21 protein-coding genes are annotated in these 23594 nt (G+C 46.6%); 12 read left to right on the forward strand and 9 right to left on the reverse strand.

Features of this window, described 5'->3' with window-relative positions; genetic code table 11:
* Window positions 1-6 precede the first annotated feature (6 nt).
* From R7P67_RS14580 to R7P67_RS14610, 7 genes are all read left to right on the forward strand, one after another.
* Window positions 7-1230, forward strand: coding sequence for a tetratricopeptide repeat protein (locus R7P67_RS14580; RefSeq protein ID WP_047103757.1), 1224 nt, complete (start codon window positions 7-9; stop codon window positions 1228-1230).
* 448 nt (window positions 1231-1678) lie between these two features.
* A complete protein-coding gene (gene gmk, locus R7P67_RS14585; RefSeq protein WP_005379347.1) occupies window positions 1679-2302 on the forward strand; it encodes a guanylate kinase in 624 nt (207 codons plus the stop codon).
* A 181-nt stretch (window positions 2303-2483) separates the two neighbouring features.
* The gene (gene rpoZ, locus R7P67_RS14590; RefSeq protein ID WP_005379346.1) at window positions 2484-2756 is read left to right on the forward strand and encodes a DNA-directed RNA polymerase subunit omega; all 273 of its coding nucleotides are present in this window, start codon (window positions 2484-2486) and stop codon (window positions 2754-2756) included.
* Between the two features lie 39 nt (window positions 2757-2795).
* Window positions 2796-4916, forward strand: coding sequence for a bifunctional GTP diphosphokinase/guanosine-3',5'-bis pyrophosphate 3'-pyrophosphohydrolase (gene spoT, locus R7P67_RS14595; protein WP_005379340.1), 2121 nt, complete (start codon window positions 2796-2798; stop codon window positions 4914-4916).
* Window positions 4917-4968: 52 nt separating this feature from the next.
* The gene (gene trmH / locus R7P67_RS14600; RefSeq protein WP_012841211.1) at window positions 4969-5652 is read left to right on the forward strand and encodes a tRNA (guanosine(18)-2'-O)-methyltransferase TrmH; all 684 of its coding nucleotides are present in this window, start codon (window positions 4969-4971) and stop codon (window positions 5650-5652) included.
* Window positions 5653-5905: 253 nt separating this feature from the next.
* The gene (gene recG, locus R7P67_RS14605) at window positions 5906-7987 is read left to right on the forward strand and encodes an ATP-dependent DNA helicase RecG (RefSeq protein ID WP_171343038.1); all 2082 of its coding nucleotides are present in this window, start codon (window positions 5906-5908) and stop codon (window positions 7985-7987) included.
* Between the two features lie 232 nt (window positions 7988-8219).
* Window positions 8220-9608 (forward strand): uracil-xanthine permease family protein, encoded by a 1389-nt coding sequence (locus R7P67_RS14610; RefSeq protein ID WP_005379335.1) that lies wholly within the window; start codon window positions 8220-8222, stop codon window positions 9606-9608.
* A 71-nt stretch (window positions 9609-9679) separates the two neighbouring features.
* Here R7P67_RS14610 and envZ read toward each other — a convergent pair whose 3' ends face one another.
* From envZ to R7P67_RS14635, 5 genes are all read right to left on the reverse strand, one after another.
* Complete coding sequence (gene envZ / locus R7P67_RS14615; protein ID WP_017820700.1) at window positions 9680-10972, reverse strand: two-component system sensor histidine kinase EnvZ; 1293 nt, start codon at window positions 10970-10972, stop codon at window positions 9680-9682.
* 102 nt (window positions 10973-11074) lie between these two features.
* On the reverse strand, window positions 11075-11794 hold the full coding sequence (gene ompR / locus R7P67_RS14620) for a two-component system response regulator OmpR (protein WP_005379333.1): 720 nt from the start codon (window positions 11792-11794) through the stop codon (window positions 11075-11077).
* Window positions 11795-11923: 129 nt separating this feature from the next.
* Window positions 11924-12319, reverse strand: coding sequence for a DUF1090 domain-containing protein (locus R7P67_RS14625; protein WP_151514502.1), 396 nt, complete (start codon window positions 12317-12319; stop codon window positions 11924-11926).
* 105 nt (window positions 12320-12424) lie between these two features.
* Window positions 12425-12916, reverse strand: a complete 492-nt coding sequence (gene greB, locus R7P67_RS14630; RefSeq protein ID WP_005379321.1) for a transcription elongation factor GreB — start codon at window positions 12914-12916, stop codon at window positions 12425-12427.
* A 117-nt stretch (window positions 12917-13033) separates the two neighbouring features.
* Entirely contained in the window at window positions 13034-14914 is a 1881-nt protein-coding gene (locus R7P67_RS14635) for an ATP-dependent zinc protease (protein ID WP_086013892.1), read from the reverse strand.
* Window positions 14915-15143: 229 nt separating this feature from the next.
* On the opposite strand from R7P67_RS14635, the gene R7P67_RS14640 reads away from it, so the two are divergent.
* On the forward strand, window positions 15144-17465 hold the full coding sequence (locus R7P67_RS14640; RefSeq protein WP_318086016.1) for a Tex family protein: 2322 nt from the start codon (window positions 15144-15146) through the stop codon (window positions 17463-17465).
* A 104-nt stretch (window positions 17466-17569) separates the two neighbouring features.
* Here R7P67_RS14640 and R7P67_RS14645 read toward each other — a convergent pair whose 3' ends face one another.
* Together R7P67_RS14645 and bioH are read right to left on the reverse strand one after the other, a co-directional pair.
* A complete protein-coding gene (locus R7P67_RS14645) occupies window positions 17570-18034 on the reverse strand; it encodes a hypothetical protein (RefSeq protein WP_005379316.1) in 465 nt (154 codons plus the stop codon).
* Window positions 18035-18158: 124 nt separating this feature from the next.
* Window positions 18159-18926 (reverse strand): pimeloyl-ACP methyl ester esterase BioH, encoded by a 768-nt coding sequence (bioH, locus tag R7P67_RS14650; RefSeq protein WP_005384724.1) that lies wholly within the window; start codon window positions 18924-18926, stop codon window positions 18159-18161.
* A gap of 84 nt (window positions 18927-19010) precedes the next feature.
* Here bioH and R7P67_RS14655 point away from each other — a divergent pair, with 84 nt between their 5' ends.
* The 4 genes from R7P67_RS14655 (at window position 19011) to cysQ (ending at window position 22036) form a co-directional block, all read left to right on the forward strand.
* Window positions 19011-19736: an amidophosphoribosyltransferase gene (locus R7P67_RS14655; protein ID WP_025998648.1), complete on the forward strand. Its 726-nt coding sequence runs from the start codon at window positions 19011-19013 to the stop codon at window positions 19734-19736.
* 97 nt (window positions 19737-19833) lie between these two features.
* On the forward strand, window positions 19834-20418 hold the full coding sequence (gene nfuA / locus R7P67_RS14660) for a Fe-S biogenesis protein NfuA (RefSeq protein ID WP_005379313.1): 585 nt from the start codon (window positions 19834-19836) through the stop codon (window positions 20416-20418).
* A 176-nt stretch (window positions 20419-20594) separates the two neighbouring features.
* Window positions 20595-21164, forward strand: a complete 570-nt coding sequence (nudE, locus tag R7P67_RS14665; RefSeq protein ID WP_005379309.1) for an ADP compounds hydrolase NudE — start codon at window positions 20595-20597, stop codon at window positions 21162-21164.
* Window positions 21165-21208: 44 nt separating this feature from the next.
* Complete coding sequence (gene cysQ, locus R7P67_RS14670) at window positions 21209-22036, forward strand: 3'(2'),5'-bisphosphate nucleotidase CysQ (RefSeq protein WP_005379308.1); 828 nt, start codon at window positions 21209-21211, stop codon at window positions 22034-22036.
* 303 nt (window positions 22037-22339) lie between these two features.
* Here cysQ and R7P67_RS14675 read toward each other — a convergent pair whose 3' ends face one another.
* Together R7P67_RS14675 and R7P67_RS14680 are read right to left on the reverse strand one after the other, a co-directional pair.
* Window positions 22340-23101, reverse strand: a complete 762-nt coding sequence (locus R7P67_RS14675; protein WP_151514503.1) for a type II secretion system protein N — start codon at window positions 23099-23101, stop codon at window positions 22340-22342.
* 1 nt (window position 23102) lies between these two features.
* Window positions 23103-23594: a type II secretion system protein M gene (locus R7P67_RS14680; protein WP_262652867.1), complete on the reverse strand. Its 492-nt coding sequence runs from the start codon at window positions 23592-23594 to the stop codon at window positions 23103-23105.

The following is a 23594-nucleotide window of genomic DNA, read 5'->3' on the forward strand; positions in this document are numbered from 1 at the left end:
GTCACGATGAAAAGTTTATGGAAAAGCAAAGTGGCTTCTTTAATTCTCTTCGCAGGAGTGGCAATGGCCGCTCCTACGATGGCAAAAGAAGCTCCTCAGTTATCAGATCGGACATTTCGAACCGTTAACAAAGTGCAAGAGTTGATCGCAACTGAAAAATATTCAGCAGCAAAAGAAAAACTAGCAAGCGCTTTAGAAAGCACAAGTTCGAAAAAATACGACCGAGCAGTTTTACTTCAGCAGACTGGCTTTTTGTATTCGCTACAAGACAATTATGTGCAAGCAGCAAAATACTTTGCCGAAGCATTACAGCTCGACGCACTTCCCGTTCCTGTTGCTCAACAAGTTCGCTACAGCTTGGCTCAGCTTTACCTAGCTGAAGAAAAGTATACGTTGTCTGTAAAAACGATGAAGGAATGGTTCAAGGTTGCAGAAACAACCAAAGAGAAGCCTCAAGCTCATGCTTATATCACGTTAGCGAGCGCTTATGTTCAGTTGGAAGATTACAGAAATGCAATCCCGCCAACCAAAAAAGCCATCGCGATGAGCAAGAGCCCAAGTGAGTCTTGGTACTTAATTCTCGTTGCATCTCACTACGAGTTAGGCCAGCTGAAAAGCGTTGCCAGTGTACTCAAAACTCTGACTTCAAAGTACCCTCAGAAAAAGCGTTACTGGATGCAACTTTCTGGTGTCTACATGGAGCTAGGTCAAGAGCGCAACTCTCTAGCCACCCTAGAAATGGTTTACAAAATGGGGAAACTAGAAGGAGAGAAGGAATATTTACGCTTTGTAAACTTCTTGGCTTATCAAGGTATTCCATATAAAGCAGCCAAAACTCTTGAAAAGGAAATGGCAGCTGGAAACATTGAAAAGACGAAGGAAAACTATGACCGCCTAGCCAGTTTCTGGCAGCAAGCTAAAGAGCTAGATAAATCAATTCTCGCTTATAAAAAGTCATATAACCTCGCTCCTTCTGCTAAAACGCAAATTCAGATTGCTCGCTTAATGATACAAGACAAGCAGTATTCTGAAGCAACTCGTTTTGTAGAAAGCGCGGCATCCAGTGCCTCTAAAGAGCAAAAGGCAGAACTTGAATACATTCGCGGGATGGCCTATTTCGAGCTTAAGCAACCACAAAAGGCCTTGCAGGCGATGAAAGGCGCTGCTCAATCGCCAAAATTCAGGTCAACCGTTAGCCCTTGGATAAATTTCCTAGAGTCTCAAGGATAATTCGAAGATTAAGTGTGAGTCAGTCGCACGCCTGGGGAAGTGAAAGCTTCCCCTTTTTTCCGTTTTATCTTTATTAACCCCTATTTTTAACCAGAGTCACTCACGCAAGCCAAATCGGGACTCTAAACCTAAAATCAGCACACTAAACGGTTGTAGAAATGGTTTTAATAACAGAGTGCGCGGATGGTAAGTCCTGTACCACGCTCCTTCTTCGCTGTTTAGGAACACTCTGCCGTAAGTAACTATTTCATCTGGGACGATCACAGACAGAAAGATCAACTGGTAACAAAATAGAGATCATGATACTCTTCGCCTCCATTTTTCTGGCGGGATTATCACCAATATCCACCCCTTTGGTGGTTGATTTCTCAATGCCAGTGCTATCGTTATAAGAATGTCGAACTTTCCTTCGGCACTCAATCAATCCAATCAAAAGTGGAACAGTACAATGGGCAAAGGTACTCTCTATATCGTATCTGCACCTAGCGGCGCAGGTAAATCTAGCTTGATCTCAGCGATGTTGGAACGCAACCCAACCTACGCAATGAAAGTGTCTGTGTCTCACACCACGCGCAACATGCGACCTGGTGAAGAAAATGGTGTCCACTACCATTTTGTAGCGAAAGATGAGTTTGAAGCCCTGATCGCTAAAGGTGACTTCCTAGAATACGCAGAAGTGTTTGGTAATTATTACGGCACATCTCGTGTATGGATTGAAGAAACACTAAATAAAGGTATCGACGTTTTTCTAGATATCGACTGGCAAGGCGCACGCCAAATCCGTGAACAAATGCCAGAAGCCAAAAGCATCTTCATCCTGCCACCATCAAACGGTGAGTTAGAGCGTCGCTTGAACACTCGTGGTCAAGATAGCGATGAAGTGATCGCAAAGCGTATGGCTGAAGCCAAGTCGGAAATCTCTCATTACAACGAGTACGACTACGTGATCGTAAACGACGATTTTGATACCGCTTTGATGGATTTTAAAGCTATCTTGCGTGCTGAAAGATTGAAGGAAGAAAAGCAAGCTGCTAAATATAAAGGTATGCTTGACGCGTTGTTAGCAGAGTAACTTCAAAAAAGTCACGCTGTAAAACATAAAGAATTTCCCGTTTTTTGCCCAGTGCGAAAGACACAATAAACTACCTGAGAAAGTCCACAAACGGTGGCTTGTCTAATTGCTAGTAAATAAAGTAGTTAGGTTGTATACTTTCTCGTCATTCTAAAATTTTAGTTAACTATTTGGAGTCCTCATGGCACGCGTAACTGTTCAAGACGCTGTTGAAAAAGTTGGCAACCGTTTCGACCTAGTACTGATTGCGGCTCGCCGCGCTCGTCAAATGCAAACTGGCGGTAAAGATGCACTAGTGCCAGAAGAGAACGATAAGCCAACGGTTATCGCTCTACGCGAAATCGAAGAAGGTTTAATTACTAAAGAAGTTCTAGACGCTCGTGAACGTCAAGAACAGCAAGAGCAAGAAGCGGCAGAGCTAGCGGCAGTAAGCAGCATCGCTCACAACCGTTAATTCTGACTTTAGAATTCAACAACCTCCCGGGCCTATAATTTGTATCTATTCGATAGCCTCAAAGACGTTGCCCAAGAATACCTAACAGAGCCTCAGATTGAGGCTCTGCGTCAATCTTATGTGGTAGCGAGAGATGCCCATGAAGGGCAAACCCGCTCTAGCGGTGAACCATACATCATCCACCCTGTCGCTGTGGCTCGTATCTTGGCCGAAATGCGCCTTGATATCGAAACCCTCCAAGCTGCTTTGCTGCATGACGTCATTGAAGACTGTGATGTAACTAAAGAAGATCTCGAAGAGAAATTCGGCAACACTGTCGCAGAATTGGTTGATGGTGTATCTAAACTGGACAAACTCAAATTCCGCGATAGGAAAGAGGCTCAGGCTGAAAACTTTCGTAAGATGGTTCTGGCCATGGTGCAAGATATCCGCGTCATTCTGATCAAACTGGCTGACCGCACGCATAACATGCGTACGCTTGGCGCGCTTCGACCAGATAAAAAGCGTCGTATTGCTCGTGAAACGTTAGAAATTTACGCGCCCCTCGCTCATCGTCTTGGTATTCACAATATCAAAACCGAACTCGAAGAGTTGGGCTTTGAGGCGCTATATCCCAACCGCTACCGCGTACTGAAAGAAGTGGTTAAAGCCGCACGTGGTAATCGTAAAGAGATGATCCAACGCATTCACAGCGAAATAGAAGGCCGTCTGCAAGATTTTGGCTTGAATGCTCGCGTCGTTGGTCGTGAGAAAAACCTGTTCTCTATCTACAACAAGATGAAAACCAAAGAACAGCGCTTTCACACCATCATGGATATCTATGCGTTCCGAGTCGTTGTTGATACCGCTGATACTTGTTATCGCGTTTTAGGCCAAGTACACAGCTTGTATAAGCCACGTCCTGGTCGCATGAAAGATTACATCGCGGTACCAAAGGCGAACGGCTATCAATCGCTACACACTTCCATGGTTGGCCCACACGGCGTACCTGTTGAAGTTCAGATCCGTACTGAAGATATGGATCAAATGGCGGACAAAGGTGTCGCGGCACACTGGTCTTACAAAGACAAAGGCGACAAGTCTGGTACCACTGCGCAAGTGAAAGCTCAGCGTTGGATGCAAAGCCTGTTAGAGCTACAACAAAGCGCGGGTAACTCATTCGAATTCATTGAAAACGTAAAATCCGATCTTTTCCCAGATGAGATTTACGTCTTCACACCAAAAGGTCGTATCGTTGAATTGCCTTTAGGCGCAACGGCTGTCGACTTTGCCTATGCCGTACATACCGATGTAGGCAACTCTTGTGTTGGTGCTCGTGTTGACCGTAACCCTTACCCATTGAGTAAGGCATTGAAAAACGGTCAGACGGTGGAAATTATCAGTGCCCCTGGTGCGCGTCCGAATGCGGCATGGCTAAACTATGTCGTGACTTCTCGTGCCCGCACTAAGATTCGACAAGTACTGAAAACGATGCGTCGTGAAGAGTCGATTACTTTAGGTCGTCGCCTACTTAATCACGCACTTGGCCGTCACTCGATTGATTCAATTTATCCAGAAAATATCCAAGAAGTCTTGAATGATCTTCGCCTAGAAAGCATCGATGATTTATTGGCTGCTATTGGATTGGGTGAGTTGATGAGCATTGTGATCGCACGTCGTCTCCTTGGTGACACCGAAGAGCTCACAACAACAAGTTCAATCCCAACGGACTCGAAGAAGAAGCTTCCGATTCGTGGCGCAGAAGGCTTATTGCTGACGTTTGCAAATTGTTGTCATCCTATCCCAGATGATCACATTATTGCTCACGTATCGCCTGGTCGTGGTTTGGTTGTTCACCGAGAAACATGTCCGAACGTTCGTGGTTATCAGAAAGAGCCAGACCGTTATATGGCTGTCGCTTGGTCTGAAGACTACGACAAAGAGTTCATTGCTGAACTTAAAGTCGACATGCTGAACAACCAAGGTGCTCTTGCAGAACTGACCAACGTGATCTCGAAAACAGGATCAAACATTCATGGCCTTTCAACGGAAGAACGTGATGGTCGTCTATACACTGTGACTGTGCTGTTGACGACGAAAGATCGCGTCCACCTTGCTGGTATCATGCGTAAGATTAAGGCAATGCCTCAAGCAACCCGAGTCAGACGCAGAAAGAACTAACCTCTATCGCCACCTACTCTGTTAGGTGGCGATTTTTTATACCTCAATAAATATGAACCTAGAACGTTACAACCGTATTCACCAAGTCCTAAAAACTCGCCAAACTGATCTGACACTTTGTCTCGAAGAAGTACATAAGCCAAACAACGTCTCTGCCGTGATCCGCACCGCTGACGCGACAGGCTTACACAAAGTTCACGCAATTTGGCCAGACAAAATGCGTACGCTGAGCCATACCTCAGCTGGCGCGCGTAACTGGGTTGAAGTTGATACTCACGATTCAATTGAAACTGCGATTACCGAGCTCAAAGCGCAAGGTATGCAGGTTTTGGTGACCAATCTTTCAGACACCGCCGTCGATTTTCGCGAAATCGACTACACCAAACCAACTGCCATCATTTTAGGCAGTGAAAAAGTTGGCGCTTCAGATCAAGCCAAACAACTTGCCGATCAAGACATAATTATCCCGATGATAGGCATGGTGCAGTCACTAAACGTATCGGTTGCCAGTGCTGTAATTTTGTATGAAGCGCAACGTCAACGTGAAGCCGCAGGCATGTACGACCGAGAAGAAAGCGCTCTGCCTAAAGAGACAATCAACCGTATTCTCTTTGAACGTGGTCACCCAGTGCTGGCAAAGGTCGCGAAACGAAAAGGGCTCGTTTACCCACCACTCGATGAAGAAGGTCAAATCATCGCCGATGACGCGTGGTGGCAAGAGATGCAAAGCAAGTAAAAGACTTTCGTCATCCTGAACGGCGGCGAAGGGGCGTGATTCAAGATCTAATTCTCGAGTATACAGATGCTGGTAGTGTTAACTTCAGCGACATACTTGTTGGAAATAGAATCCTGATGTCGCTAAAGCTCCTCGGAATGATAGGTTATCAGTCAAATCATGACACTAACTAAAGCATGACTATTTTTTCCTGTACAAAAACACAGCTCCATGGTTAACATACTGCTATGTTAACCATTTTCTTGAGCCCTCTATGTCCGCCCAAATGTTATCTGCCGTCCCATTAACCTCCCTTTCTGGAGTTGGCGCGAAAGTCGCAGAAAAACTCGCCAAAGTTGGCTTACATAGCGTTCAAGATTTGCTGTTTCACCTTCCGTTACGCTACGAAGATCGTACTCGTATTTACCCTATTGCCAAACTGCATGCTGGCCTTTGGGCGGCCGTGCAAGGTAAGGTCATGGCAGTCGATACCATCTTCGGTAAGCGCAAAATGTTAACGGTAAAAATCAGCGACGGTAATGGCACTATCACGCTGCGCTTTTTCAACTTTACCGCGGCCATGAAGAACAATTTCACACAAGGTAAGTTAGTACATGCTTACGGTGAAATTAAGCGCGGTGGCATGGGCTTGGAAATTGTTCATCCTGACTACAAGTTTTACGTCAGCGATCAAAAGCCCGATGTAGAACAGAGCTTAACCCCTGTTTATCCCACTACAGATGGTTTACGCCAAATCACATTGCGCAACCTTACCGAACAAGCTTTAGCGCTGCTTGATAAAACCGCAGTGCAGGAATTACTTCCAGCCGGGCTGTATAACCATCAAATCACGATGTCGCAAGCGCTGCACACCATTCATCGCCCACCACCAACCATTAATTTAGATGAGTTTGACGAAGGCAAACATCCTGCTCAAATCCGCTTGATCATGGAAGAGTTGCTCGCACAAAACTTATCGATGCTGGCGGTGCGTAGCAAAGGCCAGAAGGATTCAGCGTTACCTCTCGGTCCTTGTAATAAACTAAAAACGCAGCTTTTAGCCCAACTGCCTTTCTCTCCTACAAACGCTCAAACCCGAGTCGTACAAGAGATTGAAGCCGATCTAGAAAAACCGCACCCAATGATGCGATTAGTGCAAGGCGATGTTGGTTCGGGGAAAACGTTGGTTGCCGCTTTGGCCGCAGTTAGAGCCATTGAGCATGGCCATCAGGTGGCACTCATGGCGCCAACCGAACTATTGGCCGAGCAACACGCTATCAACTTCGCAAACTGGTTTGAGAGAATGGGCATTCAAGTCGGTTGGTTAGCGGGCAAACTCAAAGGTAAGGCAAAGGAAGCCGAGCTGGCTCGTATTGCCAGTGGTGAAGCGCAAATGGTAGTGGGTACTCACGCGCTATTCCAAGAGCACGTTGAATTTCATCACCTTGCTTTGGTCATCATTGATGAACAGCACCGCTTCGGTGTCCATCAGCGATTAGAATTGCGTGAAAAAGGCGCAAAACAAGGCGCTTATCCTCATCAGTTGATCATGACGGCGACGCCTATTCCTCGAACCTTAGCGATGACCGCTTACGCCGATCTGGAAACTTCCGTGATTGACGAGCTACCACCGGGTCGAACGCCGATTCAAACCGTTGCCATTCCTGATACAAAACGTGACGACATCGTCGAGCGTGTCCGAAATGCCTGCTTAAACGAAGGCAAGCAGGCATATTGGGTGTGTACCCTGATTGATGAATCGGAAGTACTAGAAGCGCAAGCCGCGGCAGATACCGCAGAAGAGCTTCAACGTAAACTGCCGGACGTAAAAATTGGTCTAGTACACGGACGAATGAAGCCGGCAGAGAAACAAGCGGTGATGCAAGATTTCAAAGACAATAAACTGCATTTGCTGGTCGCAACGACAGTGATTGAAGTTGGTGTGGATGTACCAAACTCTAGCTTGATGATCATAGAAAACCCTGAACGTCTTGGTTTGGCACAATTACACCAGTTAAGAGGTCGCGTGGGCCGAGGTTCCGTTGCTAGCCATTGTGTGCTGCTGTACCACTCTCCGCTGTCAAAAACCGCGCAAAAACGTCTCGGAGTACTACGTGAAAGTAACGATGGCTTCGTCATTGCGCAGAAAGACCTAGAAATTCGTGGCCCTGGAGAACTATTGGGTACAAAGCAGACAGGTCTTGCTGATTTCAAAATCGCAGACTTAGTTCGAGATCAACGCCTGATTCCCGAAGTTCAGCGTATTGCGCGTCATATTCATGACAATTACCCGACTAACGCAACAGCAATTATCGATCGCTGGTTGGGTGAGCGGGATATTTACTCCAAAGCGTAATGATTGAAAGCGAGCCAAATGGCTCGTTTTTTAATACGCCAAAAACAAAGCAAACGTTTGCTTTTTGAGTAAATCTCTCTATAATCGCGCACAAATTTTTAAGTGTGTTAGATCACACTCCACCAACCTGAGTTGACTCTGATTAACAGCAATCACAGGTAACGACGTCAACTCCACCCTGCTCTCCCATTCAGCGAGAACTAGGGAAATATTGCGACTAGCGAGACAAACAATGACAACTTCAAACCGATCTTCGGAACTGGTCTATCAACTCAACGATCGACCACCTTTGCCTCAAACCATTTTTGCCGCACTTCAGCACTTATTGGCGATGTTCGTCGCGGTTATCACTCCGTCACTGATCATCTGTCAGTCTTTGGGTGTACCTGCAGACCAAACGAACACCATCATCAGCATGTCTTTATTTGCGTCAGGCGTGTCTTCGTTTATTCAAATTCGCACCGTTGGCCCAATTGGCTCTGGTTTGCTCTCTGTTCAAGGCACCAGCTTTAACTTTTTAGGTCCTATTATTGGAGCAGGCCTATCGCTGAAAGCCGGTGGAGCAGACATCAGCACCATGATGGCTGCCATTTTTGGTACGATTTTAGTCGCATCATTTGCAGAAATTTTCCTATCTCGCGTATTGGAGCATGCCCGCCGAATCATCACTCCGCTCGTTTCAGGCATCGTCGTCACTCTTATCGGTCTCACACTGATTCAAGTCGGCTTAGTATCAATGGGCGGTGGCTACGCAGCATTAAATGAAGGAACCTTCGGCAGCTTAGACAAACTTGCTCTGGCTGGGACGGTACTTGGATTAATTGTGATTTTAAACCGCTCGAAAAACCCATACATCCGTGTGGCTTCAATCGTGATTGCGATGCTAGTGGGTTACATCATGGCGTATTTTATGGGGATGGTAGATACTTCTCAGCTAGGCGCAACCGAGATCGTAGCACTGCCCGTACCAATGCAATATGGCTTATCGTTTGACTGGTCTCTGTTCATTCCGCTGGTACTGATTTTCTTTATTACCGCACTAGAGGCCATCGGTGATATTACCGCAACATCTGAAGTGTCTGGTGAGCCAGTAAAAGGCCCAGTGTACATGAAACGCATTAAGGGCGGTGTGTTAGCAGACGGCTTAAACTCTGCAATCGCAGCCGTTTTCAACAGCTTCCCGAACTCAACGTTTAGCCAGAATAACGGCATCATCATGCTAACAGGAGTCGCGAGCCGCTACGTGGGTTACTTTATTTCAGGCATGTTAGTGATTCTTGGCTTGTTTCCTGGCGTCGCTAGCTTTGTTCAGCTGATTCCTGAGCCAGTACTTGGCGGCGCAACGATTGTCATGTTTGGTACGATTGCTGCCGCTGGTGTGCGTATTATCTCTCGTGTTGAGCTCGATCGCCGCGCAATTCTGATCATGGCCTTATCCTTCTCAATGGGACTTGGTATCGCACAAAAACCAGAGATCCTGCAATTTATGCCAGAATTTATTAAGAGTATTTTCTCAACTGGTGTTGCAGCAGGTGGCATCACTGCGATCATTTTAAATTTACTTCTGCCAGAGAAACTGGAAGACGAAGATGAACTTCCTCAGGAAGTGAAAGAGTCTTAAGATTATTGAGAATAAGAAAAGCCCAACCTATTTAGGTTGGGCTTTTTGTTTAAAGGGTGCAGGCCATCGACTTACTTGGTAGGAAAGCTGATTTGAGCGATTAAACCGCCTTCACTGCGATTACGCATCACCACAGAGCCTGAATGTTGGCTGATTATACGCTTCACAATCGCCAACCCTAGCCCAGTGCCTTCACTACCGCGAGCGGTGTCACCACGCGTAAAGGGTTCAAATAACCTCGCGATTTGGGAATGCTCGATACCCGGTCCGTTGTCCTCTACTGAAATCCACACTAGCTGCTTATCTGCTGTCACACCAGTGCTGATTTTGACCCAGCCATTGCCATAACGTAGCGCATTCACAACTAAGTTACTGATCGCCCGCTTAATCGCAATCGCGCTTCCTTTGGCTGGCGGCAAGTTAAGATTAAGATCTGTTTCAATTTCAACCTCATAACCACCTTCAGAACTGGCGACGTCACTGGCAATCGTACTGATATCAACCGCTTCAAACGATTCTTGGTTCACCGGTTTGAGGTAATCCATAAACTGACTGATGATCTCATTACATTCTTCCGTATCGCTAATGATCCCCTCCGCAAGATAGCTGTCCTCAGGAGACATCATTTCTGTCGCTAGGCGAATACGCGTCAGAGGCGTTCGTAAGTCATGGCTAATCCCCGCCATTAATAAGGCTCGGTCTTCTTCTAGCTCTTGAATACCTTTCGACATTTGATTAAAGGCTCGAGTTACAGAGCGAATCTCCGATGCGCCTTTCTCTGCTAAGGGGGGCGGGATCTCACCTCGACCGACGTCTTTCGCGGCTCTCTCTAAAGCCAAAAGTGGACGGTTTTGCAAACGAATAAACAACCAACCACCAGCAATGATCAGCAGCGCCATAATCAAACTGTTACGAAACAGCGGTGCAAAATCTTCTTCTTGCAGCTCAGATAACGGAATACGAATGATGGAGTTCGGCAACTTTTCGATGTGCATCCACAAAATGTAACTTTCATCGCCAAGCAATAAGCGTACTTCTGTAGGCGAACCCAGCTCTTGGCTCATTTCTTCAGACATCAAATCAATCGACATTGCGTGATGAAATTCAATCGCCTTATCGCTGTCAAGGCTGTGAACCGTCACCCCTAATCTTTCTAATAATTGACGCCTTAACGGTGCATCAGACTTTAAAGGTCCTTCATCATCAAGCACCAAATTGAGCTCATGCGCGAGAATTTTATTGAACTGCTGCAAACTCGGCATCAACGCGTAGTTAAAAACGGCGTAGTAAGAGAAAACTTGGCTCGCGAGAAGCAAAGAGATGAACAGCAGAATAGATTGTGTCAGTGAACTTCGGATGCGCATGGAACGTTCCTAGTGGTCCTAATCGCGAAATTTCAGCCTTCAAAGGGAAGGTAATGAAGGCTGAAGTTGCTATAGCCAAGTGCTGGCTATGGAGTGAAGAGGTTACACCTCTTTGCCGTCTGGGACGAAAACATAACCTAGGCCCCATACGGTTTGAATGTAGCGCGGCTTGCTCGGATCGTCTTCTAACATGCGACGTAAACGTGAGATTTGTACGTCAATAGAACGTTCCATTGCAGAATATTCACGGCCACGCGCCATGTTCATCAATTTGTCTCGTGACATTGGCTCACGTGCATTCATCACGAGCGCCTTTAGAACAGCAAACTCTCCAGAGGTGAGTGGCATTGCCTCATCACCGCGGAACATCTCGCGAGTGCCTAGATTGAGTCGGAATTCCCCGAACTCCACCACTTTTTCTTCCGTGCTTGGTGCACCCGGCAACTCTACGGTTTGGCGTCGTAATACGGCCTTGATGCGAGCCAATAATTCGCGTGGGTTAAACGGTTTTGGCAAATAATCATCCGCCCCTACCTCAAGACCTACGATGCGGTCCACTTCATCACCTTTCGCGGTGAGCATTAAGATTGGCAACATATTGTTCGCGTGGCGTAGACGACGACAAATTGACAAACCGTCTTCACCTGGCAACATTAGGTCCAGCACCATTAAGTGAAAGTTTTCGCGCGTTAGTAGGCGATCCATCTGTTCGCCATTGGCGACACTTCGTACCTGAAAACCTTGCTCAGAAAGGTAACGCTCCAATAGAGCACGTAAACGAGCATCGTCATCAACCACTAAAATTTTATGATTTTCTTGCATTGAAACATCCTTTCAGAAGCGTCTATTGTCGAAAATGTATCACTGTTTTTCCTAACGTGCTCAAGCAAATTGTTACTCTTTTTATCTTAAGCGCTTTATTCTCTCTCTAGCAGGTATTTTCAGCACCTACTATTGACCATAATTCCATTCCAGTTCACGTTTGGCCTCAAGCAGCTCTTGCTGTGCCTCAGCCAGCTTGTGACGTTTTTTCTCAATTTTGTCTGCTTTCCCTGAATGCTGAGCTTCAACTAATTCTTCCTCTCGCTCATCAACTTCTTTAGTCTTTTCTTCCACTTCTGCTTGCAGCTCTTGCCGCAGCTCACCTTCCGAGCATTCATTCTGGATAGCGGAAAGTGCTTGCTCCAAGCCTTTAATGCGATGCTCATTACCTTGCGCTTTTGCATACTCAAGCTGCTGCTCTACCGCTAACTCTTTAGCGTCACAGCCTTTCACTTCATCTTGAGCAAAAACTGAAAGTGAGAAACCTATTGTTAGTGCAGCACTACACATGACTGCTTTGTTCATTTTACTTCTCCGAGAAAGGCACCATGCCTTTATACCAAATATTCTGACATTGAGACCCAAGTCACTCCTAGTGAACTTCATGAGACTTGAATCGGTGATAAAGCCTCAGTCTTCCGAGGCCGGTTGAGTATATTCAATTGAGTTGATGAACCACTCTTTTTCACCTTCTGGGGTGCGTACCGTGAACTCTTCATCCACTTGTTTTTTCAACATCGCTCGCGCCATAGGTGAATCGATAGAGATGTAGTCTTTCGCATCGCCATAAATCTCTTCAGGCCCGACAATACGAAACTTTTTCACTTCTCCTGCCTCATTTTCTATTTCCACCCATGCACCAAAAAAGACTTTGCCTTCTTGTTGCGGAGAATAGTCAACGATCGTGACTTCTGGCAGGAATTTACGAAGGAAGCGGACACGACGGTCGATCTGACGGAGTAAACGTTTATTGAAGGTGTAATCCGCATTTTCTGAGCGATCGCCCAGGCTCGCCGCCCAAGTGACGATCTTGGTGATTTCCGGGCGCTTTTCATTCCAAAGGTAATCATGCTCTTGTTTGAGTTTGTTGTAACCTTCTCGTGTAATCAGCTTAGTTTTCAAATTAACTCCTATCTCAACTAAAAAATGCTGCTCTTTGGCAGCATTAAGGAGATGATATACCCAAAGATCCAATGTTTTTCAGGCTTTGGGTATCAAGGTGATAAGGCGGCCAGAGTGTTACTTTTCGTAATCCGGTTTTTGCGTCACGATGTAATTCGTATCACTCGAAACAACCGCGCCATGTTTTAGGAAGTTTTTACCTAAAATCATGCTGTAATGGAAGCGACCTCGGTCCTGTAAGTTGACTCGGATCTTCTTCTCTAATTCGCCAAGCTTAACATGCATTTCAACCACAGGGCGTACGTTCGCTTTCTCGCCTTTCTTAGCTTTAATACGCATGACATCAACAACAGGCTTGGTAAACGCCTGTTTCATGCCAAGATCGTTCTCATAGGTAAAGCTCACCATGTCTTTGCCGTCTTTCTTAAACTGCTTGATGTTCTTAGCATTGATTGAGCTTACATCTGCACCCGTGTCTAACTTCACAGGGAAAGACATCCCCTCAACTTCAGCCACTTCGATATGGCCAGCTTTGAAAAGTGGCCTTGCATCTAGTAGATGGTCTGCGCGAGTGTTCAGCAACACACCACCCTTGGCTATGTCATGACCAAAGACGAAAAAGGGTTGAGTGTCACCCTCATCAAGCACATCGAGCGCAAACTTCATTGATGTGTCTTTTCTACCGAGAAGAAAGTCTCCTTCGACAACAGGGCGAACCGCGCTGCCAACCTTGAGCTTTTTCAACACTGGTTTGGTGATTTTTTCTTCTTTCCCCTCATCGTTCATTAAATAAAACGTGACGGATTCATCCTTACCTTTTTCTGTTACTTCAAACCCATTTACACGCAGTAATGGCGTTTTCACAGTAAAAGTGGGGTAAGCAGGGACGGTATAACCATCAATGGTGACCTGTTCTTCTGGTGAAACGACAAGAGGTTTTGATTTGAGTGCGCTTTTGAACGTTTTTTCTACGCCACCCAGTAGATTTTCTCTGTCCGTATCAATAACAAAGTGCTGACTCGCGACGTCCCGACCTAAGCGAATTTGCGAACTGAACTTACTGCGATCACGCAGATACACCAACCAACGTTGAGTTTCATTTTCGCCGACTTTGACGGGTAAATAGACTAAAGGGCGCTCGCTTTTGGTCGTTTTCAGCATTCGTACCAAGGGTAATGTCATTGGATGACGCTTGCCATTCTCGCCCTCTAACATAAAAGAGACTTCGTTATGCTTTTTGTCTACCTTGATGTCCAGTGCATGGACGTTGGTATAACGGCTAGAAGTTGAGATGCTGATCTTATATGGCACACCTTCGACTTCAACCGTCTCTTTTTTGCCAATCATTTTTGCGCGTGGCTGTTCTTGAAGGTAATCGTAACCAGCGAAGACCCATGCGTTATCATCGAGATAGGTTTTACCAATCAAGATAGGAGAAGAGAATTGCGTACGCTTGGTCAGGTTCACTTCCGTATCAACGGTGTGACCAGCGATTGTCATCGGCATTTTTATTGTCGGGCGTAGGATGGGCTTTTTGCTTGTTCGACTGCGAATCGCGCTCACTCTTTCCAGATCATCGGTAATCTGTATTTCCTTCCCTGTATAAGGGTGAGGAACCGTAAAGCTAACCTTTACTTGATATGGCTTAAAGCTGTCGGCGTCCCACTTTGCCTTCGTACCACCTAAGTCATCGACAATCGCCCAAAGTAACTCGTTATCTTTCAAATCTTGGTAATCTGGGTGTGAGCTACTGACATGGATATTCTCCGCATGCATCGATGTCGTATCTGCACCAGTATCAATCTTGCCAATAAATGGCACCGCTTTTAGTTCCGGAATGTCACTGTAGTAGACGCTCTCCACACGCCCTAGTACCAATTTGTTATCGAGCTGATAAACGGGAGCTTGTGTGGTTCCTGAGATAGACTGCGCCCAACTAAGCGGGGCGACAAGTAAGGCACTCGTAAGCGCTAACGCCAAAGACATTTTTTTCATCATGATTATCCGTATAAGCCGAGGTACATTTAGTGATATCAACAACCGTGGAATTAGGTTAGTCGATAACTGCGGATATAAGTTCTCAATTTAATTACAGTTTTGACATAAATCTGACTGATGTCCACCAGCGCCCGGTAAATTTTTGCCTCGTTAATTTAAAACATTGCAAATTCTTCGAACGACCCCAATGTTCTATACAACCAAAACCGAATTAAAAGAGAAAACACGGATGAGCCAAGCTATCTGTCGCATGATTGCTCAAGAACTGAATGTTCGCCCAGAGCAAGTCAACGCCGCTGTCACCCTAATTGATGATGGCAACACTGTCCCTTTTATTGCACGTTACCGCAAAGAGGTGACGGGGGGCCTTGATGATACCCAGCTTCGTACTTTGGACAGCCGTCTGTCTTACCTTCGTGAAATGGATGATCGCCGTCAAACCATCCTCAAATCAATCCAAGAGCAAGGCAAACTGACGCCAGAGCTAGAACAAGAGATCGCGCAGGCAGACAGCAAAACTCGTCTTGAAGACTTATACCTACCTTACAAACCCAAGCGTCGTACGAAAGGTCAGATCGCGATTGAGGCTGGTCTTGAGCCGCTCGCAGATCAGCTTTGGAATCACCCACAAACCGAGCCAGAAAGCGAAGCAAGCAAATACCTTGATGCAGACAAAGGCATCGCAGACACCAAAGCTGCATTGGATGGCGCTCGCGCGATCATCATGGAGCGCATCGCAGAAGACGCAAACTTACTGGAAAAAATTCGCAACCACTTAAATCGCAATGCGGAACTGGTCTCACGAGTCGTTGAAAGCAAAGAGCAAGAAGGCGAGAAGTTTAAAGATTACTTCAACCACAACGAGCCCCTAAGCAAAGTGCCATCGCACCGAGCACTGGCGATGTTGCGTGGCCGTAACGAAGGCTTCCTGACATTGGCGATGAACGCTGATCCAGAACAGGAAGAAGGCGCTCGTCAGTCTTACTGCGAAACGATTATCGCCGACCATTATGGCGTAACGCTAAGCAGCGCACCTGCGGATACCTGGCGTAAGCAAGTGATCAGCTGGGCATGGCGCATCAAAGTATCGATGCACATGGAAACCGAGCTAATGGGCGCAATGAAAGAGCGCGCTGAAATCGAAGCGATTGAAGTATTCGCCACTAACCTAAAAGACTTGTTGATGGCAGCACCGGCTGGCCCTCGTGCAACACTTGGTCTCGATCCGGGTCTGCGTACAGGTTCAAAAATCGCGGTTGTCGACTCAACAGGTAAAGTGCTTGCAACCGAAACCATCTACCCTCACCCACCACAAAAACAATACGACAAGTCAGCACAAATCGTTGAGCAGTTGGTGCGTAAGTACAACGTGGATTTGATTGCGATTGGTAACGGTACGGCTTCACGTGAAACCGACAGCTTTGTCGCAGACGTCATCAAACGTGGCAACCTGAAAGTTCAGAAGATCATAGTAAGTGAAGCGGGGGCTTCGGTTTACTCAGCGTCTGAGCTTGCAGCAAAAGAGTTCCCGAATATGGACGTATCACTGCGTGGTGCAGTGTCGATTGCACGTCGTTTGCAAGATCCATTGGCTGAACTCGTGAAAATTGATCCGAAATCTATTGGTGTGGGTCAATACCAGCACGATGTAAGCCAATCTATGTTGGCAAAACGCCTAGATGCGATTGTGGAAGACTGTGTAAATGCGGTTGGTGTTGATGTGAACACCGCTTCTGCCGCACTATTAACACGCGTAGCAGGCTTATCAAGCACCATCGCGCAGAACATTGTCGACTTCCGCGATGAAAACGGTCGCTTTGAAGCACGTACAACCTTGAAGAAAGTACCTCGTTTAGGTCCTAAGGCGTTCGAGCAGTGTGCGGGCTTCCTACGAATCATGGATGGTAAGAACCCACTTGATGCGTCTGCGGTTCACCCAGAAGCGTACCCGGTGGTCAAAGCAATTTCTGAGAAGAACAACAAAGACATCAAAGCACTGATTGGTGATTCAAGCTTCCTTAAAGGTCTGCATGCGGTCGATTACACCGACGATAACTTCGGCGTTCCAACCATTACAGACATCATCAAAGAGTTAGACAAGCCGGGTCGTGACCCACGTCCAGAATTCAAAACGGCGACCTTTGCAGAAGGTGTAAACTCGGTATCTGACTTGGAACCGGGCATGATTCTAGAAGGTGTGGTATCAAACGTAGCCAACTTCGGTGCCTTCGTTGATATTGGCGTTCACCAAGATGGTCTCGTACACATCTCTGCACTGACAGATCGTTACGTGTCTGACCCACGTGAAGTGGTGAAAGCGGGCGACATCGTCAAAGTGAAAGTGATGGAAGTTGACGTGCAGCGTAAGCGTATTGGTCTATCGATGCGTATGAACGACGAACCGGGTCAAGACAACCGCAGCCAACGCTCATCAGCAGCGCCACGTCGTAATGACCAACCGCAGCGTCGTCAGCCTCGCCGTGATGATTCGTCATCGAACAGCGCGATGGGCGGTGCGTTTGCTGCAGCGTTTGCTAAAGCGAAAAAGTAACCTTACCTAGGCTTCACCGCTAACGAGCTTTCATAACTAAAAAGAAAACGCTCCAATCAGTCAACCTGCTTGGAGCGTTTTTGTTTGAGTAGGATATTGAGTCGTCATAATACTGCTATCACTTCTGACGGGGTATGGGGAGCGACTGCATGACCATAATGAAACTTGATCACCTTCCTGCGCTTTTCCATTAATCCTTCATTGATCGCAGCATCCAAAATGCGCTTTGGTAAGCGAAAGCGGATCGCGTAGCCTTTCCCCTGGTCTTCACTATACGATTTGAGCGCAAGCAAACTAAAAAGCCGTTCTAGTGTATCTTCCGGCTCTTCTTGATAACGCGTGTCGACTTCCGTTTCCATATCATAATCAGGATGCTCTGAAGGATCCCAAGAAGACTGACGTCGGCGCTTGTCGTCACCTTTTACTTTTCGCTCTGCATTGGTTTTGGCCAATGCGACCGTTGGCGTTACAGGCTCTCGGACTTTATTGTCGCGAGCTGCTTGTTCCGTCTGCACATTCACGGATGGGGCGATCAGTGGCACACTTACGTTGGTCGGTGACACAATCATTGCGAACCCTCCTCAGAGTCGCCCAACTCGTCAATATGGCTTAGCTTTATTGGCTAATAAAACCTCACCAGACTTTATATCGACCACTTTTTAAACAACTTGAGGTATTTCCGCTCGTACTTGCTCAATCGTGAGCAAACTCTCGGATTTGAACACAAAATTCGTCATGTTCGGTGATAAAAGGCGCATGAGAGGACTGATTAAAAACAAACTGTTGGGTATGAGGCAACTGTTCACTTAAATCATTAGCTACTTTAATTGGCACCAACCCATCTAAACGGCCATAAAGACGCAACATTGGAACAGAAAGAGACGTCAACGCATCGCGCAGATCCACATCAGCAAGGATGTTTAGCCCAACCAACAGCGATTCAGGGTTTGGCTGAGGGCGCGATAGTACCGCTTGCTTGAGCTGTTTAACGTCTTTACGCGCTGATGGGCTGCCCATCGCTTGCAACGCCATAAAGCGCTCAATGGTCAGTGAGAAATCTTCTAGCAACTGAGAGGTGAACGCACTCAGTACATTCGGTTGAATGCCACGCCACGGTTTTTCTGCGGCAAATTTAGGTGAGCTGGCAACCGTAATCAACTTAGCCACGCGCTCGGGCATATTTAATGCCACATGCGTCGCCACTAAACCTCCGAGGGACCAACCAAGCCAAATCGCTTTCTCTGGCGCACCTTGCACCACCAAGTTAGCAATATGGTCTAAATCTTCAGCATGAGATTCGGCGCTATGTCCGTACCCCGGAAGGTCAACCACATGAACTCGGAAATAAGGTTGAAGAGACTCGACTGTCTGCTGCCATACCGCACCATTCATGCCCCACCCATGAAGTAACACCAAATCTGGTCCCTGACCAAATGACTGCCAGTGTAATTTCGTGCTCATGCTCTCAATCTCTCCCACTTATTTTATTCCCTACGGCTTCAGCCAAGCGTTAGGCTGAGTAAAATATCACCATGAATAAACGCTATGTTATCTCATCACTGGCAAAACATCATGCATCGCGTATTGAGCAGTCAATGCGGCCTGTGTCGGTTCCCTATTCAAACACCAAGCCACACAAATACTCTACGCTGGTGCGAGCACTGTTTAAAATACCTAACTCCGGTAAAACGATGTCAACGCTGCGGTTTATCATTACAGAAAGAAGAAATGAGTACGGATAGTATTTGTGGTGAATGTCTTTCAGAGCCACCGCCATGGCAAAGGCTATACACGTTAGGCGATTACGACTTTCCCCTTTCACGGGAAGTACAACGCTTTAAAGATCACGGAGAGTCTTGGCATGTAAAAGCATTAACCGAGCAACTGGCACAGCGCATCACCACGCCAGCTCCAATCATTACCAGTGTGCCATTGCACTGGCAGCGTTACCTGCGCCGGGGTTTTAATCAAAGTGATGTTTTAGCACGACACCTCGCCAAGCAATTGCAGACTAATTTTGATGCGAAGGTCTTTCGTCGAGTAAAGCTCGCCCAATCACAGCGTGGTAATACCAAAACAAGCCGTGAACAAAACTTAAAAGGCGCGTTTATTCTCAATAAGCAACCTCACTCTTCCCATGTTGCCATCGTCGATGATGTAGTCACCACAGGCAGTACCGTCCGACAATTATGTCATTTACTACTTGAAGTTGGCGTAGAAAGCATCGATATTTACTGCATCTGCAGAACACCTGCTCCTCGTTCTCTCTAGATCGCTTCGCCATGCCTTAGCATCAAAAAGACTAGACCCATACGTCAACAAGAGTAGAATAGCAGCAGTAACCTACAAATTTACTCGGGTATTCGTCGTGTCAAATATTACTATTACAGAAACTGCGCAAACGCATTTCGCTAACCTTTTAGGTCAACAACCTGAAGGCACTAACATTCGTATTTTCGTTGTGAACCCAGGTACACAAAACGCTGAGTGTGGCGTGTCTTACTGCCCACCAGAAGCAGTAGAATCGACCGACACTGAACTCTCTTACAGCGGTTTTTCAGCTTACGTGGATGAGCTGAGCCTGCCATTCCTTGAAGACGCTGAAATCGATTTTGTTACCGATAAAATGGGCTCTCAGCTAACGCTAAAAGCACCTAACGCTAAAATGCGTAAAGTTGCGGACGACGCACCACTGGTTGAGCGCGTTGAGTACGTTATCCAAACTCAAGTCAACCCACAGCTTGCTGGCCACGGTGGTCACGTAAACTTGGTTGAGATCACTGAAGACGGTGTTGCGATTGTTGCATTTGGTGGCGGTTGTAATGGCTGTTCTATGGTTGACGTAACACTAAAAGAAGGCATCGAGAAAGAGCTGCTAAACCAGTTCATTGGTGAACTAACCGCAGTTCGTGATGCTACAGAACATGACCGTGGTGATCACTCTTACTACTAAGAGTAAACACTGTCAGAAAATGGGAGGCTTCGGTCTCCCATTTTTGTATCGATACTGAGGTGATGCTGAGATGCTTAGCTCGACTCGTAAAATCCGCTAGAAACTCAGGCGGAGTTCTCATATATTAAGAATCTTACGCATCTCGTAAACGCCAACGACACCAAGGAGCCAGCGTCATGCCGAAACGAACCCCACCAGAGATACTCTCATGCCAGACGGTTGCAAAATCCAAACTGTTTGCTGTGGAAGCGCTCGACCTTCGTTTTTCCAATGGTGAGCATCGTACTTATGAGCGTATGAAGCCAAGTGGACGAGATGCTGTAATGGTGGTTCCTGTAACAGAACAAGGCGATTTATTACTGGTGCGTGAATACGCCGCTGGAACTGAACGTTACGAGCTAGGTTTCCCAAAAGGGCTGATTGACCCAGGAGAAACACCACACCAAGCTGCGGATCGTGAGTTAAAAGAAGAAATCGGCTTTGGCTGTAATCAGTTAACCCCGTTGAAACAAGTTATCCTCGCGCCATCTTACTTTTCGAGCAAAATGACTCTGTTTTTAGGACAGGCGCTTTATCCAGAGAAGCAAGAAGGCGATGAGCCTGAACCACTGGAAATTGTGCGTTGGCCACTTGCGCAAGCCGAAGAGTTATTAACTCACATGGATTTCTGTGAAGCACGAAGCATCACAGCGCTAATGTTGGCACTGAAACACTTACCAAACACCACTCACAAGCATAACCAATAACGGTCATTAGAACCGAATAACACTGTGAGTAAGGACTATCACTTATGCCAATGACAAAAGATCTATCTCACCTACTTCCTCAAGTCATCGAGATTGCCCGCAGTGCTGGGCAAATGATCCTCGAAATATATGAAAAGAAGCAATACGAGGCCTACACCAAAAGTGACGAAACTCCCGTAACAAGTGCGGATATTGCAGCTCACAAGTTCATCACTGAACGCTTGAGTGATCTGACGCCTGACATTCCCGTGTTGTCAGAAGAAGACGCAGACATAAGCTTAGAGCAGCGCGCTCAGTGGGAACGTTATTGGTTAGTCGACCCTCTTGATGGTACTCAAGAATTCATCGCTCGCAGTGGTGACTTTGCCACTATTATTGCGTTGGTCGACAACAATCGACCAACCATGGGCGTCGTTTACGGTCCTGTATCTGGCGTGACTTACTACGCTTATAATGGCAAAGGCGCCTGGAAAATTCCCGACATGTCGGACAGCGTCAAAATCCATACACACAAACACGAACAGCCAGAGCAAAGCATCGCAATTGCTATTAGTCGTCGCCAAGACATCAATCGTATTACTAACCGTATGAGCAGCGCCTGGAATTACGACTTAATACCGCTCGGTTCTGCGGCATTGAAAGCATGCCTCGTCGCGGAAGGGGCGGTAGATTGCTATCTCCGACTAGGTCCAACAGGTGAGTGGGACACCGCTGCGACACAATGCATTGTTGAAGAAGCTGGCGGACGTATTCTCAGCACGCAATTAGAACCGCTGTCATATAACGAGCGGGAAACACTAGAAAACCCGAATTTTATTGTTCTTGGTGATGCGGATTTACCTTGGAATGAGATTTTACAACGCAAAGATTAAGCGCCCTATCGGTAAAATTTAGAGCACAAAATTCTAGCAATAGAAAGGCCACGAATATCTTCGTGGCCTTTTCTTTTTGACCTTCTGTACAGCACTTGGAGTATTTGGCCTACCATGTTCCAATTGCCTGCAAAGCTGAACGAAAGAAAACAAATCAATTAAAAATCATGGTTTTAAACTTTCATTCACTCCCAATCAAGATCGAATGTACAGCGAATAGAGGTTTTAGCTTACGATGATCCAAAAGCAAAAAGAGCTGCACAATAGCAGCTCTTTTAAGATATTGGATTTTGTCACGATAGGTTAGAAGCGCCCTTGGTAGTTAAACTCATATTGACCTTGAGCATTCGGCTTACCCAACCATTTCAGTTGCTCCCCCATGCTGGATGGGAACTCTGCACCAGGTTTGAACCACGCTTTGGTTGAGTACCGTTGATTAGGCATCAGTTCAGCGGAAAACGCCGCAGAGACTTGTTTGCTGCTCTGCTCACCAGTTGCCGTCAATACACTATCCTGACAGTTTATATCGGCAATCACAGGACCGAGATCTAAGCTGCCAACGGGGCTTTGAATACCACTGGCATTCCATACTAAAGTGCCTTCACCGTTCTTACACCAAGGCGCAGCATAAGTCGCATGACGAATATTCAGCTCAAGCTGCCCATCAACACCAACAGGCACAGGGAGGCGCGCTTGCTCAACAACTTTTACCGCCGGAATCGAGGCAACTAAGTTTTTGGCATAAGGGCCATCACTTAAGCTATAGCCGACAAAACCGCGCCCACGGACGTCTATTTCACTACCACGACCAAAGCGCACAGCAAACTCAGCTTTACCTGTCAGTAGACTCGACCATTGGAAATCCCAATTAACTTCTCCAAGGTTCTGGCGCTGCCAACGAATACTAGAAGCTTGACCTTGCCATACCGAACCGTTGGCTCCTTGAATGTCCAGGCCTCTCACTGTTGGTGCTTGTTGTAACACCCAAGAGACTGGTAATCCCATTAAAAGACTGACTGAAAAAAAGACGATAAAGATAACAACGTAAAGTACTGCTCGCTTCACCTTAACCTCGCTTAAACTGAAGGCGGTTTACATCGATCATGCCCGCTTGCTCTGTTCGGTCGATATCTAAAAATTCGACTTCAATACCCTGTTGCTCTTTCAAGTAACGTAACCAATCCACTAGTTGATTAAACGCGAGTGGTTTGATCCACACTTGAACGCTCTCATTACGAGGTTGTACTCGAATCAACTCAACTTTATAACGACGAGCTGAAGAAGAAACCAACTGATTCAACGGTTGACTAGAGTAGCTCACACCGCTGCTTTTTCGCAGTGCAGTGATGCCATCCGCTTTATCTTGTACCCAAGCTAGCAACTGCTTTTCACTTTGAATACGTGACTGAGCTAGCTCCGCACGTTGACTCATTGGCTGTAATAAACCCCAATAAATAACACCGATAATGGCAATAGCGCCACATCCCATGACCAAACGCTGCTCACGCTGCGAGATGCTGCTCCACCAAACCTGAGCTTGAGAAATTAAATTTTTCAT

The organism is Vibrio sp. Vb0937 (assembly GCF_033338855.1).

Coding starts and splice junctions, on each gene's coding strand:
- R7P67_RS14580 (WP_047103757.1), top strand. CDS start 7: ATGAAAAGTTTATGGAAAAGCAAAGTGGCTTCTTTAATTCTCTTCGCA.
- gmk (WP_005379347.1), top strand. CDS start 1,679: ATGGGCAAAGGTACTCTCTATATCGTATCTGCACCTAGCGGCGCAGGT.
- rpoZ (WP_005379346.1), top strand. CDS start 2,484: ATGGCACGCGTAACTGTTCAAGACGCTGTTGAAAAAGTTGGCAACCGT.
- trmH (WP_012841211.1), top strand. CDS start 4,969: ATGAACCTAGAACGTTACAACCGTATTCACCAAGTCCTAAAAACTCGC.
- recG (WP_171343038.1), top strand. CDS start 5,906: ATGTCCGCCCAAATGTTATCTGCCGTCCCATTAACCTCCCTTTCTGGA.
- R7P67_RS14610 (WP_005379335.1), top strand. CDS start 8,220: ATGACAACTTCAAACCGATCTTCGGAACTGGTCTATCAACTCAACGAT.
- envZ (WP_017820700.1), bottom strand. CDS start 10,972: ATGCGCATCCGAAGTTCACTGACACAATCTATTCTGCTGTTCATCTCT.
- ompR (WP_005379333.1), bottom strand. CDS start 11,794: ATGCAAGAAAATCATAAAATTTTAGTGGTTGATGACGATGCTCGTTTA.
- R7P67_RS14625 (WP_151514502.1), bottom strand. CDS start 12,319: ATGAACAAAGCAGTCATGTGTAGTGCTGCACTAACAATAGGTTTCTCA.
- R7P67_RS14635 (WP_086013892.1), bottom strand. CDS start 14,914: ATGATGAAAAAAATGTCTTTGGCGTTAGCGCTTACGAGTGCCTTACTT.
- R7P67_RS14640 (WP_318086016.1), top strand. CDS start 15,144: ATGAGCCAAGCTATCTGTCGCATGATTGCTCAAGAACTGAATGTTCGC.
- R7P67_RS14645 (WP_005379316.1), bottom strand. CDS start 18,034: ATGATTGTGTCACCGACCAACGTAAGTGTGCCACTGATCGCCCCATCC.
- bioH (WP_005384724.1), bottom strand. CDS start 18,926: ATGAGCACGAAATTACACTGGCAGTCATTTGGTCAGGGACCAGATTTG.
- R7P67_RS14655 (WP_025998648.1), top strand. CDS start 19,011: ATGTTATCTCATCACTGGCAAAACATCATGCATCGCGTATTGAGCAGT.
- nudE (WP_005379309.1), top strand. CDS start 20,595: ATGCCGAAACGAACCCCACCAGAGATACTCTCATGCCAGACGGTTGCA.
- cysQ (WP_005379308.1), top strand. CDS start 21,209: ATGCCAATGACAAAAGATCTATCTCACCTACTTCCTCAAGTCATCGAG.
- R7P67_RS14680 (WP_262652867.1), bottom strand. CDS start 23,594: ATGAAAAATTTAATTTCTCAAGCTCAGGTTTGGTGGAGCAGCATCTCG.